Genomic DNA, 14,463 nt, shown 5'->3' with positions numbered 1-14,463 from the left:
GCGCCTTCATCAATCATATGCCCCGCTCGGCGGCACGCCGGGTCGCGCCCGAAAGCGCGCCCGCCCTCGGGCCGGTGGCAAACCTGCGGTGAGCACGTCATTACAGGTCCTCCAGTTTGGCGGGGTCGAAATCGGGACCGGGCAGCAGTTCCACGCCCACTTTCGACATCCGCACCTCGACGCCCGCCGCAACAAGGGACGCTTTCATCGCATCGACTGGAGCGAAAGCTGCCGCCTTCTCCTCCTTTGAAATAGCAGCTTTGCCGGCTTCCATCGCCCGCACGCGCAGATCGGAAAGTTTGCTTTCGAAAGCCGTGAGATCAACCGACTTCGCAGTCGTCTCCTTTGCGTATTGGACAAGATCAATCCCAAGGAGCCAACACCCCGCAACTAGCCGCCTACGGATCGCGAGTTTCTCATCACCGCTAATTTGGGCTCCAGCCAGGCCTTCAACTTCTTTGCCCGTGGCAATGAGTTTCGTGAGGGCAAGTGAAGTATTGAGGTCATCGCAAAGAGCATCAAGCACGGCTTGGCCGACATATTTTTTTGCAAATAGGTCCTTAGTCTTCGGACTAACCCCAAACTCCGCTTTCACCGTCTCATCTGTGTCAACTTCTGATGACCATATGTCGAGACGACGCTTGGCGGAAACTGCGTAAGCTTGCCGCCAATTCATCGGTTTTGTGTAGTGAGTCTGCAGGAAGACGTAGCGAATGACTGCGCCCGGAACGGGCTCTGGCCCCGGAAGTCCCGCGTCCAACAAATCGCGCACGGTAAAGAAATTGCCCAAGCTCTTGGACATCTTCTTGCCCTCGACCTGCAGCATCTCATTGTGCACCCAATAGCGCGCAAAGCTGCCCTCGGGATGGGCGCAGCAGCTTTGCGCGATCTCGTTCTCATGATGGGGGAATTGCAGATCAATGCCACCGCCATGGATGTCGAAACTCGCGCCCAGCAGCTCATAACTCATCGCCGAGCATTCGATATGCCAGCCCGGACGCCCGCGCCCCCAAGGGCTGTCCCAGCCGGGTTCGTTCGCATCCGAGGGCTTCCAGAGCACGAAATCCATCGGGTCTTCTTTATAGGGCGCGACCTCGACCCGCGCGCCTGCGATCATGTCATCAACCGTGCGCCCCGAAAGCGCGCCGTAGTCCTTGTAGCTGCGCACGCGAAACAGCACATGGCCCTCAGCGGCATAGGCGTGATCCTCGGCGACCAGCTTTTCGATCATCGCAATCATCGCCCCGATATAATCGGTCGCGCGCGGCTCATGGGTCGGGGACAGCGCGCCAAGCGCTTCCATATCATCGTGATACCAGCCGATGGTTTCTTCCGTGCGCGCGCGGATCAGATCCTCCAACGACCCCTCGGCCCCGGCCTTCTGGCGCGCCAAGGCGGTCGCGTTGATCTTGTCATCCACATCGGTGAAATTGCGCACATAGGTGACATGATCTTCGCCATATACATGGCGCAACAGCCGATAGAGGACGTCAAACACCACCACCGGGCGCGCATTGCCTAAGTGAGCGCGGTCATAGACCGTTGGGCCGCACAGATACATCCGCACGTTTTGCGCGTCGATGGGCGTAAAATCCTCGACCTTGCGGGTCAGGGAGTTGCGCAAACGGATCTGGGTCATGTGTCCTCGCAATAGGCAAAGCTGAACCTGCCAGCGGGCTTACAAGGTCATGGCAATTTTGGAAAGAGACGACCGGCCCGCGTGACAGATGTCAGCGGATAATGCAGCAGATGATGGTGCTCACGGTGTTCATGCGCGCAAACCTAGACCCGGCGCGCGCCGCCGTCCAGCCCTTTTGGACGCGCGATCCCGCATGTCCTTCACGACGCAAGCGGCATCCGTAAGGGCTCGAACGGTTCGATGCTCACGCGTTTGCCCTCAAAGGTGCAAAATGAGCCCGGCGGCACCTCGTGCCAATCGCATTCACCGACTTCCAGCGGCTCTGACACCACCGCCCGGCCCCGGCGCGTATCTGACCAACGATGATACAGCGAGGGCGCGTGATCATCGCTCGCATAGCGCACCGCATACAGGCGCACACCATCGGAAAATGCCGCCGTCAGCCGCATATAAGGCGCGACCCCACGCTCGCGCGCCAGCGTTTCAAACCGGGCGGTAGCGCGTTCAAGCGCACATTTGGGATCGGCCTCCATCCCCTCAGCCATCGCGACCAAGAACAGCGCCTCGCTATCGGTGGCACCGCGCCGTTCAGGATACAGGCTGTCGGGGATCATCATCTCGCCGGCGCGACGAAACCCGTCATAACCGCCAACCTGCCCGTTATGCATGAATGACCAACGGCCATGGCGAAACGGGTGGCAATTGTTGCGCGAGGTGGCCGAGCCGGTCGAGGCGCGCACATGCGCGAGAAACAGCCCCGACTTCACCGTTTCAGTTAACGAGCGCAGATTAGGGTCCGACCAAGCGGGCATCACGTCGCGATACAGCCCCGGTTCGGGGCGCTCGCCATACCACGCCACACCGAACCCATCAGCATTGATCGCGGTGTGACACATCGTGGCACATTGGCTTTGATGGATCAGGGAATGGCCTGGGCGGCTGACAATGTCTTCAATAAAGATCGGCTCTCCGACATAGGCAGCCCAGCGACACATTCGTTATTTCCTATCAAAACGTTGCAAGACGACCTTAAAGTTCGTCGCTGGCCTCAAGGATCATCAGATCACGCTCGGATGCGCCTTTGGCATGGGCCAGTGCGGCTTGATAGTCGTCCGAGTGATAGCATTGCTCGGCCGCCTCAAGGCTGGGAAACCACGCCAAGACATTGCGCGAACGATCATTGCCTTCAAGCTGCACATAGCGCGTGTTGCGCGCCAGAAACTTGCCACCATGCTTGGCAATTGCAGGACCGGCGCCCGCAGCATATTTGCCATAGGCTTCAGGGTCGGTGACCTTCACATGTGCGATCCAATATGCGCCTGCCATTATAGCCCCTCCAGATAAGATTTTACGGCCGCAACCGCATCTTCAGATTTCGACGGATCGGCCCCGCCCGCCTGCGCCATGTCAGGACGACCACCGCCGCCCTTACCCCCAAGCGCAACCGCTGCCGCCTTGACCATATCCACGGCGCTCGCACGATCTGTCAGATCGGAGGTGACGCCCGCCGCTACAGCAGCCTTGCCACCCGTATCGGCCACAACCAAGATCACACCGCTGCCGATTTGCTCTTTGAGGGCGTCGACAATGCCGGGCAAATCCTTGCCAGTGACACCGGAAACCACCTGAGGAAGGAACTTCAAGCCATTGATTTCCTGCGTCTCTGCACCACCAGAGGCACCGCCCCCCATCGCCAGCTCGCGACGCAATTGCGCGACCTCGTTGCTCAACGCCTTGCGCTCATCCAGGATCGCTTGCAGACGCGCAAGCACATCTTGCTCGCTTACTTTCAGCAGCGCTTCCATATCCGACAACAACAGATCACGACGGCGCAATTCGCTCATCGCGGCGTCCCCTGTCAGCGCTTCAATCCGGCGCACCCCGGCCGAAGAGGCCGTTTCGCCGGTCAAAACGAAGCTGCCAATATCGCCGGTGCGTGCCACATGGGTGCCCCCGCAAAGTTCCAGCGAATAGACATCGCCGCGCGCGCCCTTGTGCGATCCCGGTAGGGTGCCCATCGAGACAACACGCACCTCGTCGCCATATTTCTCACCAAATAACGCCTGAGCCCCAAGCCCGCGCGCGTCGTCGGGCGTCATAATTCGGGTTTCAACCGGCGTATTTTGGCGAATGAATTCATTGACTTCGCGCTCAATCTTGATGATTTCATCCGCGCTCATCGCCTTGTTATGCGAAAAATCAAAGCGCAAACGGTCGGCGGCATTCAGCGAGCCGCGCTGCGCGACATGATCGCCCAAAGCGCGGCGCAATGCTTCGTGTAGCAGGTGCGTCGCCGAGTGATTGGCCCGGATCGCCGAGCGGCGCGCATGATCGACCTCAAGGCGTGCGCCCTGCCCGACCGCGATCTCGCCTTCGGTCACATCGGCGAAATGGATGAACACACCGGCAACCTTTCTCGTGTCGCTCACTCGCGCCTTGCCCGTGCCGGTCACGATCACGCCTTGATCGCCGACCTGCCCGCCACTTTCGGCATAAAACGGTGTCTGGTTGGTGACAATCTGCACCTTGCCCTGAGACGTATCCACACGCGCGCCCTCAGAGACAAGCGCCACAATCTGACCCTCGGCGCTCTCGGTATCATAGCCCAGGAATTCGGTCGTGCCGGTTTTCTCGGCAATATCAAACCAGATCGCTGCATCCGCAGCCTCGCCCGAACCCGACCAGCTTGCGCGCGCTTTGGCCTTTTGCTCGGCCATCGCAGAATCAAATCCCTCGGTGTCAACCTCACGCGCCTTTTCGCGCAGCGCATCCTGAGTCAAATCCAGCGGGAAGCCGTAGGTGTCGTACAATTTGAACGCGGTTTCACCGGGCAGTTTATCGCCGTCAGGCAGGTCAACCAGCGCCTCATCCAGCAGCTTCAGACCGCGATCCAGCGTAGTTTTGAACCGCGTCTCCTCAGACAAAAGCGTCTCTTCAATCAGCGCCTGCGCACGGCCCAATTCGGGATAAGCCGCCCCCATTTCGCGCACCAAAGCAGGCACAAGACGATACATCACCGGGTCTTTCGCACCCAGAAGATGCGCATGGCGCATCGCGCGGCGCATAATGCGACGCAGCACATAGCCGCGCCCGTCCGACGCCGGCATCACCCCATCCGCAATCAGGAACGAAGTCGAGCGCAGGTGATCGGCGATCACACGGTGATGCACATTGCCCGGCCCGTCCGGATCGCTCGAAGTCGCATTCGCCGAGGCCTCGATCAGGTGGCGCATCAGATCAGTGTCGTAATTGTCATGCTTGCCCTGAAGCAGCGCACCGATCCGCTCCAGGCCCATGCCGGTGTCGATCGATTGCATATCGAGCGCGCGCATCGAGCCATCTTCGAACTGCTCGTTCTGCATGAAAACAAGGTTCCAGATCTCGATGAAGCGGTCGCCATCTTCATCTGCGCTGCCCGGCGGGCCACCCCAAATCTTGTCGCCGTGATCAAAGAAAATCTCGGTGCAAGGGCCACAAGGGCCAGTCGGGCCCATCTGCCAGAAATTGTCATTCGTGGGGATGCGAATAATGCGCTCGTCTGGCAGGCCCGCGACCTTCTTCCACATCTGGGCCGCCTCATCATCTGTGTGGTAGACGGTGACCAGAAGGCGATCCTTCGGAATGTCGAAATCCTTGGTGAGCAATTCCCAAGCGAAAGGGATCGCACCCTCTTTGAAATAGTCGCCAAAGGAAAAATTCCCCAGCATTTCAAAGAAAGTATGGTGGCGCGCCGTGTAGCCGACATTATCGAGGTCGTTGTGCTTGCCCCCTGCGCGGACACATTTCTGCGCTGATGTCGCGCGCACATAATCGCGTTTTTCCACTCCGGTGAAGCAGTTCTTGAACTGCACCATCCCGGAATTGGTGAACATCAAGGTAGGGTCATTGCGCGGAACAATGGATGAGCTGTCAACGACACGATGGCCGTTGCGCTCAAAGAAGTTCAAAAACGTGGAGCGGATTTCGTTAAGGCTGGGCATGTTTATCTCGCCTGATCGAGCTGGTTCGCTCCCGTTTAACGCCGCCCCCGCGTGCTGTCCAGCAAGTGAAAAGGCCGGGCATGTAGCCCGGCCAGTCTAAATCGCGTTTTGCGCGTTTATTCTTCTTCCGTTAACGAGTCATCCTCACCCGTCACACCAAACTCAAGCCCGTGACTGGCGCGGATCTTATCTTCAATCTCATAGGCAAGATCAGGGTGCTCGCGCAGGAAGGTTTTGGCATTTTCGCGCCCTTGCCCGATCCGCTCATCGCCGTAGGAATACCAAGCACCCGATTTATCAACGATCCCAGCCTTCACGCCCAGATCGACAAGCTCGCCCATCTTGGAAATGCCCTCACCATACATGATGTCAAACTCGACCTGCTTGAAGGGCGGCGCGACCTTATTTTTAACCACTTTCACACGGGTCTGGTTGCCCACGACTTCATCACGATCCTTGATCGCACCGATGCGGCGGATATCCAGGCGCACTGATGCATAAAATTTCAACGCATTGCCACCCGACGTCGTTTCAGGTGAGCCAAACATCACGCCGATCTTCATACGGATCTGGTTGATAAAGATGACCATACAGTTTGAGCGCCCGATCGAGGCGGTCAATTTGCGCATTGCTTGGCTCATCAAACGGGCCTGCGCGCCAACCGTATGATCCCCCATATCGCCTTCGATCTCAGACTTTGGCGTCAATGCAGCGACCGAATCTATAACGACCATGCTCACCGCGCCCGAGCGCACCAAAGTATCGACAATCTCAAGCGCTTGCTCGCCCGTATCGGGCTGCGAGATCAGCAAATCTTCCAGCTCGACCCCCAGCTTACGCGCGTAATGAGGATCAAGCGCATGTTCGGCATCCACAAACGCGCAAACGCCGCCTTTTTTCTGCTCTTCTGCGATTGCATGCAGCGTCAGCGTGGTTTTCCCCGAGCTTTCCGGCCCATAGATTTCAACGATGCGCCCTTTCGGAAGGCCACCGATCCCAAGCGCAATATCAAGCCCAAGTGAACCCGTTGACGTCGCCTCGATTTCGCGCACGGGGGTCTCGCCCCCAAGCTTCATGATCGAGCCTTTGCCAAATTGCCGCTCAATCTGCGCAAGCGCGGAATCGAGCGCCTTTTGCTTGTCTGCTTTATTGTGTTTTTCCATCTCGAGAATTTTCGCTACTGCCATTGTCCCAATCCTTATTCCACAGACATGATGCGGCGGCAATGCGTTCCGACGCGACCTGTTCACCCGATGTTCTCATCCTGTTATGTGGACAAAATGAGAACATTTCAAGCGAATTTTTACCAGGCCAGTCTGCTACAGGAAGCTTAATGAAAGGTTTACCGTGCTGCGAGCAGTCGGTATGCAGAGAACATTCTAAGATTAAGGGGGGCAACTTGCTGATTTTCTGGAAACAAAAGTTAGTTTTTCTTGCAACCCCAAAGGCGGGTTCATCGGCAATCGAAGCCGCGCTTGAGCCACTCGCTGAGGTGGCCATAAAACGGCCTGCGGAATTGAAACACATTTCAGCGCAAGACTTTAATCGACATTTTGCCCCCTTTTTGGCGGCGCGCAGCGGCGAATCCTTCACCACTGTCGCGCTGATGCGCCAACCGATCGACTGGTTGCGGTCGTGGTACCGGTTTCGACTGCGCGACGATGATGAGGACCCCAATCATCCGATGATCGGACGCTCATTTGAGCAGTTCGCCCAAGATTACATGTCCGATCCGACACCAGCGCATGCAAATTTTGGCACGCAATCGGAGTTCCTTTGCGACGCCGCCGGAAAACCAAATGTGGATACCATATTTCGCTACGATCAGATCGACAGCTTTGTTCATTTCCTTGAAGAACAGCTTGATTTTGCGATCACCTTACCGCGTGTCAACGTGCCACCCGCGGTGGATGTGGCGCTATCCGAACAAACACAGGCCGATTTGACCCAAGCCATGGCGCGGGATATCGCTCTGTATAACTCTTTGGGATGATCAGCCCAATTGGTTTTGCACCGTTGCGGTCAATTCACTGAGTGAGAAGGGCTTGGGCAAAAAGACGGCATTCTCCACCGGGCAGTCGCCATTCTGAAAGACGTCTTCGGCATACCCAGACATGAAGACGGTCTTTGTTCCAGGACGCATTTTGAGCGCCTTGGCGACCCAAGTTGGCCCGTCCATTCCCGGCATGATCACGTCTGTGACGAAGATGTCGACATCCAGATCGGGCGCGGCAAGCATTTCCAGCGCCTCTTCAGCATTTTCCGCCTCGATCACAGTATATCCGCGCAGTTTGAGAGCACGCGAGGCAAAGGCGCGCACGGGGGCTTCGTCCTCGACCAAAAGCACGGTCGCATTGCCCTGCACAGCCATGTCCGAATGCACACGCACGCCAGCAGGCTCCGGTTGATCAGCGTCGCCCTGCGCGAGGTGCTCATGCACAGGAAGGTAGATTGTGAAACAGGTCCCAGATCCGACAACGGAATCGCAGAAAATATACCCACCCGTCTGCTTGACGATGCCATAGGCCGTCGATAGCCCGAGACCGGTTCCTTCTCCGGTGCGTTTGGTCGTAAAGAAAGGTTCGAAAATCTTGCCCAGTTTGTCGGGCGCAATCCCCGTACCCTCATCTGACACTTTGACGGCGACATAATCGCCCTTGGGGACTGTGACCCGATCGCGCGGCATATCCTGTACGAGATGCAGGTTTTCGGTTTCGATCTTGATTTCGCCACCGCCCGGCATGGCGTCGCGGGCGTTCACAACAAGGTTCATCAACACTTGTTCGAGCTGGCGCTTATCGGCCCGGATCGAATGCAATTCCGCGTCATGTGTGAGCGCCAGAAAGACCTTTTCGCCCACCAGACGATTGAGCAGATGCGTCATGTCAGACAGGGTCTCACGCAAATCGATGACCTGAGGCTTGAGCGTTTGCTTGCGGGAAAACGCCAGTAACTGACCGACCAAAGAAGCGGCGCGATTGGCATTTTGGCTGATCTGATCGAGATCGGCGAAATCGGGATCACCTTTATCATGGCGCAACATCAACAGATCGCAATGGCCCGAAATCGCAGTGAGCAGATTGTTGAAATCATGCGCCACGCCCCCGGCGAGCTGACCAATCGCCTGCATCTTCTGACTTTGGACAAATTGCGCCTCGAGCGTCTTGAGTTGGGTGGCATCCGAGAGCACGGCCATCAAGCCCGCGCGTCCCTCTTCGACGATCCGCGCCAGCGTGACCTGCAAAAACACCTCTTTGTCCCCGCGGCGTGCGCGCAAGACTTCGGGGCGGCGATCAGCACGCCCGGCGAGTGCATCCGCAACCCAGTCACTCACCGGGCGGCCTAAACCCTCAAGCAGGTCAGACAAATGCACATCCAGCGCCGCCTTGCCCAACAATCCACGTGCCGCACGGTTGATGGCGACCACCTCGCCATGCGATCCCAATTTCATCAAAGCCACGGGCAGGTTTTCAAAGCCCCCGGCGTTTGGTTGCGCGTGTTCGGTCGAGATCGGCAAAAGATAGATTTCCGCGCGCCCGCCCCCGCCATCTATCTGCGCTACGGTTGCGCGCACTTTTCCATCCGGAGTCGTGATTTCATGGGTCTCCCCCGAGCGCAGCGGCAAATCCGTAAAAATCCGCTCAAGCGTGCGCATCCGCTCTCCGACAAGACGGCGCATCGCCTCATTCATAAACAAGATCGTGCCGTTTTCCGTCACCGTCAGCATCGGCAGGCTGATCGTTTCGGCTCCGCGCCCGCCCACCGGGCGCTCTGCCATATCTTCGAGCCGCCAGAGATAGCCATCGCCCCCGATCTGATGAACCGACAGACGCACGTGGCCGCGCCGGGTGACCAAATCTTCGCGCGCCGCCCCCAACGCGTTCGCCTTGCTTTGCAAGCGACGCAAAACTGCGGAGGGATTGGCAAACAACTCGCCAAGAGAACGCGCCAAGACCTGCCCGCCGCGAGAGCCAAACCGTTCCACCGCAGCCCGGTTTTGAAACCCGACTTCGCCGTCGCGATCCGTCGTGAAGGACGGCGAGGCATCATGGGCAATAAATTCTGAAATCAGGCTGTGCAACTGCGTGCGCCGCCCGCGCTGATAGATGCTGGCCACCCGTGTTGCCAACGCGAGCCCCAACAAGGTGCCAGACGCCGAGAACAGCGCCCACATTGTCACGCGATCGGGCACCAACACCCCGACCCCCGCCGCAATCACAGCAGCGAAAGCCAGATATATCCCCCCCGGTGCCAGCAGCGCCATCGTGCGGGTCATCGGTTGCAATGTGGCGTCACGGTCCGGCACGCAGCGAACCCTCCCAGAATCGTTTCTCCTATATGCGCGCATAAAGGATTAAAGCCGCGTTAACGGCCATAGAAACGCAACCTAGGATTGAGTCAATCTGCGCGAAAACTAAGGGAAATACTGCGTTCGGCGCAGCACAGCGGCAAAGAATCCATCGCCTCCTGAAAGCGGCGAAAACCGCTGCGCTTGCTGAATTGACCAGCCCTTTGCGGCCATTTTCGCCAACTGATCTTCGTTCTCAGCGCGCAAAATAGAGCATGTCATATAGGCCAGCGCCCCGCCCTGCGCGACGAGATCGCACGCTTGCGACAGGATCTGCGACTGCAATTCACACAGCGCCTCCAATCGAGCGCGATCAAGGCGCCATTTCGCCTCTGGCGTGCGTCGCCACGTGCCGGAACCGGAACAAGGCGCGTCGACCAAAACCAGATCATAGCCCGCGCCTGGCGCCCCTGTCGGAGATTGCGATATCTGGGCCCCGGCGCGTTTGGCGCGCGCGGGCAGGTCTCGCATCCGGCCCGGATCTGCGTCATGTGCGGTGATCTGCGCCTGCTGGCAGGCCGCCGCCATCGCCAAGGCCTTGCCGCCCCCGCCCGCACAATAATCCAACACGCGATCGCCCGGCGCCAAGGGCAAAAGCGCCGCTGCGGCCTGTGATGCGGCATCCTGAACCTCGACCAGCCCCGTCAGATAGGCCTGCGAGCGCTGCACGGCGCGCGCGCCCTGCGTGACCTCCAATGCGGTCGCGGCCAGTGGGTGGGGGCGGGTCGCAATCGCCTCAGCCTCCAGCGCGGCCTGCGCCTGATTGCGCGTTCCCCGCGCAAGGTTGACGCGTAGGAAAACAGGGGCGCGGGCGCGCATCGCCTCGCTGATCGCAGCGAAATCATCTCCCAATTCGGTCTGCAGGATCGGGCGCAACCACGCGGGCCAATCGCGCGCGGCAAGATCATCGGGCGCAGGCAGCGTCAGCGCTGCGCGTTCCGCTGCGCTCAGAGGCTCTGGCGCATAACCTTCACCCGTGAAAAGCGCATCGGGATCAAGGCCTTGCGCGCGCAACATCCCCAGCATCAAGGCCCGTCCCTGATCGCCCCCACCAAGGGCTGCGAACGAACCCCGACAGCGCAGCGCATCAAAGACGTGATCGCGAATTGCGGCGCGATCCTTGGAGCCAGCATAACGGTTCGCGCGCGCCCAATTGGTCAGCGCACGTTCTGCCGGTTCGCCAGTGGCGATGCGATCCAATAGCGAAATCGCGGCTGAAATCCGCGCGCCCGGGGTCACATCAAACCCGCAAGTTGAAGAGATTTAAACATACATTTCAACACCTTGTCGCGGGATATTTATGTCATACTTCCGGTCTCAAAAACCACAGAATCCAAGCCCGTCTCAAAAAAGACCGCGCCTCCTGAACCGGAATCTCGTATTGACGAATGACACCCAATAATCAAGGCGTTTTATAGCGTTCCTGAGGCTCTCGCCCCCGCCCCTAGCCATGGATGCGCGGCAATTTCCACCGCTTGCCCCGTCGCAATCGAGCGCTGAACCGCCTGCCCGATTGCCACCGCAGCCCCGTTATCGCCCAGCGACATCTCGGAGGCGGACGACACCCCGCGCATCCATGGCAAAGGCCGGGTCGCGGCGATTTCTTCGAGTTGTTCAAGATGGCGAAAGTTCGGGCTGGTGATGACAAGGCTATCCAGCGCCTCCACCGCCAGCAACTCGGCGATCGAGCCCACAAGATGCGCCCCGGGCGTCAGTGCACAGGCCGTGCGGGCCATCTCAGGATCGGGTTCAAAAATCGCGGCGACCTGCGTGCCTTGCAGCAGCGCGATATTGCGCAAAGGCTCGTGGCCCATCATTCCACAGCCGATCCATCGCATAGCGGATCGTGTCCGTTCTCGCTGCCTGTCCTATCTCCTGCGTTTAGCGTAATGTGCGCGGCTTGTGTCAAACCAAGTGCACGAAAATTCAACCGGCGCGGGGCTGTCGGCCCAGTTGAAGCGCTCAATATATCCAGCCGTGTCACCGGGGCGGCAGCTTAGCGCGAAGCGCGCCCAAGCGGGCATCGGCGCAAAGCTCACCCGGTCCTTGGCGTTGCGAATCCAGAAACCAAGCGCGCGGCGCAAGGGGCCCACGGAAATGCCCCACTGCGCCGCCATCGCGCGGTCGGGGGCAAGACGCCTTACGAAGCCCTCAGTGGAAAGCTATCGTCAACAAACGGGATGTCCCAAGAGCAACCGCACCTTACACTGTGCGTCCTCAAGGATTATGTCGAGAACGCCTCGAACGGGAAGATCAAGGTCGAGCCGTATATCGACACCCAGCGTTGCTCAAACGGGGCGGAAAGTCTGCAATACCTGTGGGCTGGCGCAACTTCGCCAACACCAAGAAAACGGTAGAGACGCCCGCCGATCTCAAGGGGATGAAAATCCGCACCGTGGTGGTCGATGGGTTCTATGCGCTGCAACAGGCAACCTTTGCCTCGCCCAAGCGCAAATCGATCAAGGCCTATCAAGACTTCAAAAGCGAGGGTGACCAGATCTATGCTACCCCCGCGCAAAAGGCCGAATTCGAAGCGGCGACCAAACCGGTTTACAACTGGTTTAAGATGAATGTGAACAACGGCGATCAGGTCTTTGGCGATCTTGAGACAGCGGTGTCTCAGGCTAAGAAAACCGTGGATTTCGAGCGCGCGCCTTGCAATAAGCGCGCCATTTAGCACAATATCCTACCGACCAGCGCCCTGAGTGGGTTCGTTTTTTGCGGGGCAATCGCAGGGGCTACCCTTGGGTCAGACGCGCCCCACAGCCCGCGGCGCAAAACGCCACCAGACCGTCAATCGTGACCTGAGCCCCTGCCGCCTCTGACAGGGCGGCCACGCGCCATTGCGAGGTCAGAAACGCCAAAAGGGCAGCCACCGAATAGACAAAGGCCTCGGCCGCCACCGCGCGCCTCACTTGCGGATATAACCCCGCGATTTCGTCAATGAAACGCTGCGCGGTCGGGTCAAACAACTCGGCCGAAATCTTGGCCCAGGCGGGATCGGCAGAGACGATCGCAACTAGGCGCGCATAGGCCAGCCATTGCGCATCGCCACCCTCAGCCTTCTCCAGATAGGGCTGGAAAAAGCAGCGCAGAATGTCACTTAGACTCAGCGCCCCATCGGCTTTGGCCTGCGCAAGCGCGGCCAGTCGCAGCCGCGACAGGGCCTCGGCGCGCCGCTCAACCACTTCGCGAAACAGCGCCTCTTTACCGCCTCCGTGATGATGCACCAAGCCCAGCGGCACCTCGGCTGCGGCAGCGATATCACGCACCTTCGCGCCTTCGAATCCATCCCGCGCAAAAACCAGCTCTGCGGCATCGAGAATTCGTGAACGACTCGCGAGAGAACGCTTGGATGGCGCCCTAAGTCTTTGCTTTTTCTCTTTTTTAACTGTCATCACTCTGGGGCTTGCTTATTTTGAACATTCGTTCAACTTAATGGCTCTCTGGGAGGAGACATAGCATGACAGACACGCGGGGCAAATTCGCCCTTATCGGCGCGGGCCCCATGGGTCTGGCCGCAGCCAAGGTATTGCGCGAACAAGATATCGCCTTTCAGGGCTTTGAGATGCACAGTGATGTGGGCGGGCTTTGGGATATCGAGGGGCCGCTTTCGACGATGTATCAAAGCGCGCATCTGATTTCGTCCAAGCGGATGACGGAATTTACCGATTTCCCGATGCGCGAGGAGGTGGCGGAATATCCCAGCCACCGCGAGATGGCGCGCTATTTCCGCGACTTTGCCGATCATTTCGATTTGCGCCGGTTTTACCATTTCGGCGCGCAGGTGACGCGGGCCGAGCCTGTGGGCGGCGATGGTGAAGGCTGGCGCATTCACTGGCGCGATGCGTCGGGCGAGCATGACGAGGTTTTTGCCGGGCTCTTGATCGCCAATGGCACGCTGAGCGAGCCGAATATACCCGAGTTTCCCGGTGCGTTCGCGGGCGAGTTGATCCATTCCTCAGCCTATCGCGACCCCGAGCAATTCAAGGGCAAGCGCGTGCTGGTGGTGGGCGCTGGCAATTCGGGCTGTGACATAGCGGTCGATGCGATCCATCACGGGATCAGCTGCGATCTGTCGGTGCGTCGGGGCTACTATTTCGTGCCCAAATACGTCTTTGGCAAACCTGCCGATACGATGGGCGGGGCGATCCGCTTGCCGATGTGGCTCAAGCGGCGGATTGATGGCGCGATCCTGAAATGGTTCGTCGGCGATCCCACGAAATACGGTTTCCCCAAGCCCGATTACAAACTGTATCAAAGTCACCCGGTGGTGAATTCGCTGGTGCTGTTTCACGCCGGGCATGGCGATCTGAAAGTGCGCCCCGACATTGCTCGCATCGACGGGCAGACGGTGCATTTCAAGGATGGCACGCATAGCGATTACGACATGATCCTCGCCGCGACCGGCTACAAGCTGCACTACCCGTTCATCAGCCCCGAATTGCTGAACTGGCAGGGCGATGCGCCCCATCTTTATCTCAACGCGATGCATC

12 protein-coding genes are annotated in these 14,463 nt (G+C 58.8%); 3 read left to right on the top strand and 9 right to left on the bottom strand.

Annotated features, from left to right (window positions below; translation table 11 throughout):
• Positions 1-100: 100 nt before the first annotated feature.
• The 5 genes from cysS to recA form a co-directional block, all read right to left on the bottom strand.
• On the bottom strand, positions 101-1,639 hold the full coding sequence (cysS, locus tag QZ571_RS14670; protein ID WP_295536423.1) for a cysteine--tRNA ligase: 1,539 nt from the start codon (positions 1,637-1,639) through the stop codon (positions 101-103).
• Between the two features lie 200 nt (positions 1,640-1,839).
• Complete coding sequence (locus tag QZ571_RS14665; RefSeq protein ID WP_295536420.1) at positions 1,840-2,634, bottom strand: class II glutamine amidotransferase; 795 nt, start codon at positions 2,632-2,634, stop codon at positions 1,840-1,842.
• Between the two features lie 34 nt (positions 2,635-2,668).
• The gene (locus QZ571_RS14660) at positions 2,669-2,965 is read right to left on the bottom strand and encodes a DUF1330 domain-containing protein (RefSeq protein ID WP_295536417.1); all 297 of its coding nucleotides are present in this window, start codon (positions 2,963-2,965) and stop codon (positions 2,669-2,671) included.
• Positions 2,965-5,619, bottom strand: coding sequence for an alanine--tRNA ligase (gene alaS / locus QZ571_RS14655; protein WP_295536415.1), 2,655 nt, complete (start codon positions 5,617-5,619; stop codon positions 2,965-2,967). The genes QZ571_RS14660 and alaS overlap by 1 nt, the downstream gene beginning before the upstream one ends.
• A 116-nt stretch (positions 5,620-5,735) precedes the next feature.
• Positions 5,736-6,806 (bottom strand): recombinase RecA, encoded by a 1,071-nt coding sequence (gene recA / locus QZ571_RS14650; RefSeq protein ID WP_295536412.1) that lies wholly within the window; start codon positions 6,804-6,806, stop codon positions 5,736-5,738.
• A gap of 38 nt (positions 6,807-6,844) precedes the next feature.
• Here recA and QZ571_RS14645 point away from each other — a divergent pair, with 38 nt between their 5' ends.
• Positions 6,845-7,612 carry a sulfotransferase family 2 domain-containing protein gene (locus tag QZ571_RS14645; protein WP_295536409.1) on the top strand — a complete coding sequence of 256 codons (768 nt, stop codon included), beginning with the start codon at positions 6,845-6,847 and terminating at the stop codon, positions 7,610-7,612.
• Here QZ571_RS14645 and QZ571_RS14640 read toward each other — a convergent pair whose 3' ends face one another.
• The 3 genes from QZ571_RS14640 to QZ571_RS14630 form a co-directional block, all read right to left on the bottom strand.
• Complete coding sequence (locus tag QZ571_RS14640; RefSeq protein ID WP_295536458.1) at positions 7,613-9,895, bottom strand: ATP-binding protein; 2,283 nt, start codon at positions 9,893-9,895, stop codon at positions 7,613-7,615.
• A 138-nt stretch (positions 9,896-10,033) separates the two neighbouring features.
• On the bottom strand, positions 10,034-11,206 hold the full coding sequence (locus tag QZ571_RS14635) for an RsmB/NOP family class I SAM-dependent RNA methyltransferase (RefSeq protein ID WP_295536407.1): 1,173 nt from the start codon (positions 11,204-11,206) through the stop codon (positions 10,034-10,036).
• A 173-nt stretch (positions 11,207-11,379) separates the two neighbouring features.
• Positions 11,380-11,805 (bottom strand): Gfo/Idh/MocA family oxidoreductase, encoded by a 426-nt coding sequence (locus QZ571_RS14630; RefSeq protein ID WP_295536404.1) that lies wholly within the window; start codon positions 11,803-11,805, stop codon positions 11,380-11,382.
• Positions 11,806-12,284: 479 nt separating this feature from the next.
• On the opposite strand from QZ571_RS14630, the gene QZ571_RS14625 reads away from it, so the two are divergent.
• Entirely contained in the window at positions 12,285-12,644 is a 360-nt protein-coding gene (locus tag QZ571_RS14625) for a hypothetical protein (RefSeq protein ID WP_295536400.1), read from the top strand.
• A gap of 61 nt (positions 12,645-12,705) precedes the next feature.
• Here the strand turns inward: QZ571_RS14625 and QZ571_RS14620 are convergent, their stop codons facing one another.
• On the bottom strand, positions 12,706-13,365 hold the full coding sequence (locus QZ571_RS14620; protein WP_295536398.1) for a TetR/AcrR family transcriptional regulator: 660 nt from the start codon (positions 13,363-13,365) through the stop codon (positions 12,706-12,708).
• 65 nt (positions 13,366-13,430) lie between these two features.
• Here QZ571_RS14620 and QZ571_RS14615 point away from each other — a divergent pair.
• A partial coding sequence (locus QZ571_RS14615) for an NAD(P)-binding domain-containing protein (RefSeq protein ID WP_295536395.1) occupies positions 13,431-14,463 on the top strand: 1,033 nt, incomplete at its 3' end.

Source organism: uncultured Thioclava sp. (genome assembly GCF_913064665.1).
Classification (GTDB): Bacteria; Pseudomonadota; Alphaproteobacteria; order Rhodobacterales; family Rhodobacteraceae; genus Thioclava; species Thioclava arctica.
This window is presented reverse-complemented; position numbering and strand designations above follow the sequence as displayed.

What these genes read in the sequence shown, in the direction of transcription:
- QZ571_RS14660 (WP_295536417.1), bottom strand. Translation starts at nt 2,965, where the DNA reads ATGGCAGGCGCATATTGGATCGCACATGTGAAGGTCACCGACCCTGAA.
- QZ571_RS14640 (WP_295536458.1), bottom strand. Translation starts at nt 9,895, where the DNA reads ATGACCCGCACGATGGCGCTGCTGGCACCGGGGGGGATATATCTGGCT.
- cysS (WP_295536423.1), bottom strand. Translation starts at nt 1,639, where the DNA reads ATGACCCAGATCCGTTTGCGCAACTCCCTGACCCGCAAGGTCGAGGAT.
- alaS (WP_295536415.1), bottom strand. Translation starts at nt 5,619, where the DNA reads ATGCCCAGCCTTAACGAAATCCGCTCCACGTTTTTGAACTTCTTTGAG.
- QZ571_RS14620 (WP_295536398.1), bottom strand. Translation starts at nt 13,365, where the DNA reads ATGACAGTTAAAAAAGAGAAAAAGCAAAGACTTAGGGCGCCATCCAAG.
- QZ571_RS14665 (WP_295536420.1), bottom strand. Translation starts at nt 2,634, where the DNA reads ATGTGTCGCTGGGCTGCCTATGTCGGAGAGCCGATCTTTATTGAAGAC.
- QZ571_RS14630 (WP_295536404.1), bottom strand. Translation starts at nt 11,805, where the DNA reads ATGCGATGGATCGGCTGTGGAATGATGGGCCACGAGCCTTTGCGCAAT.
- recA (WP_295536412.1), bottom strand. Translation starts at nt 6,806, where the DNA reads ATGGCAGTAGCGAAAATTCTCGAGATGGAAAAACACAATAAAGCAGAC.
- QZ571_RS14645 (WP_295536409.1), top strand. Translation starts at nt 6,845, where the DNA reads ATGCGTTCCGACGCGACCTGTTCACCCGATGTTCTCATCCTGTTATGT.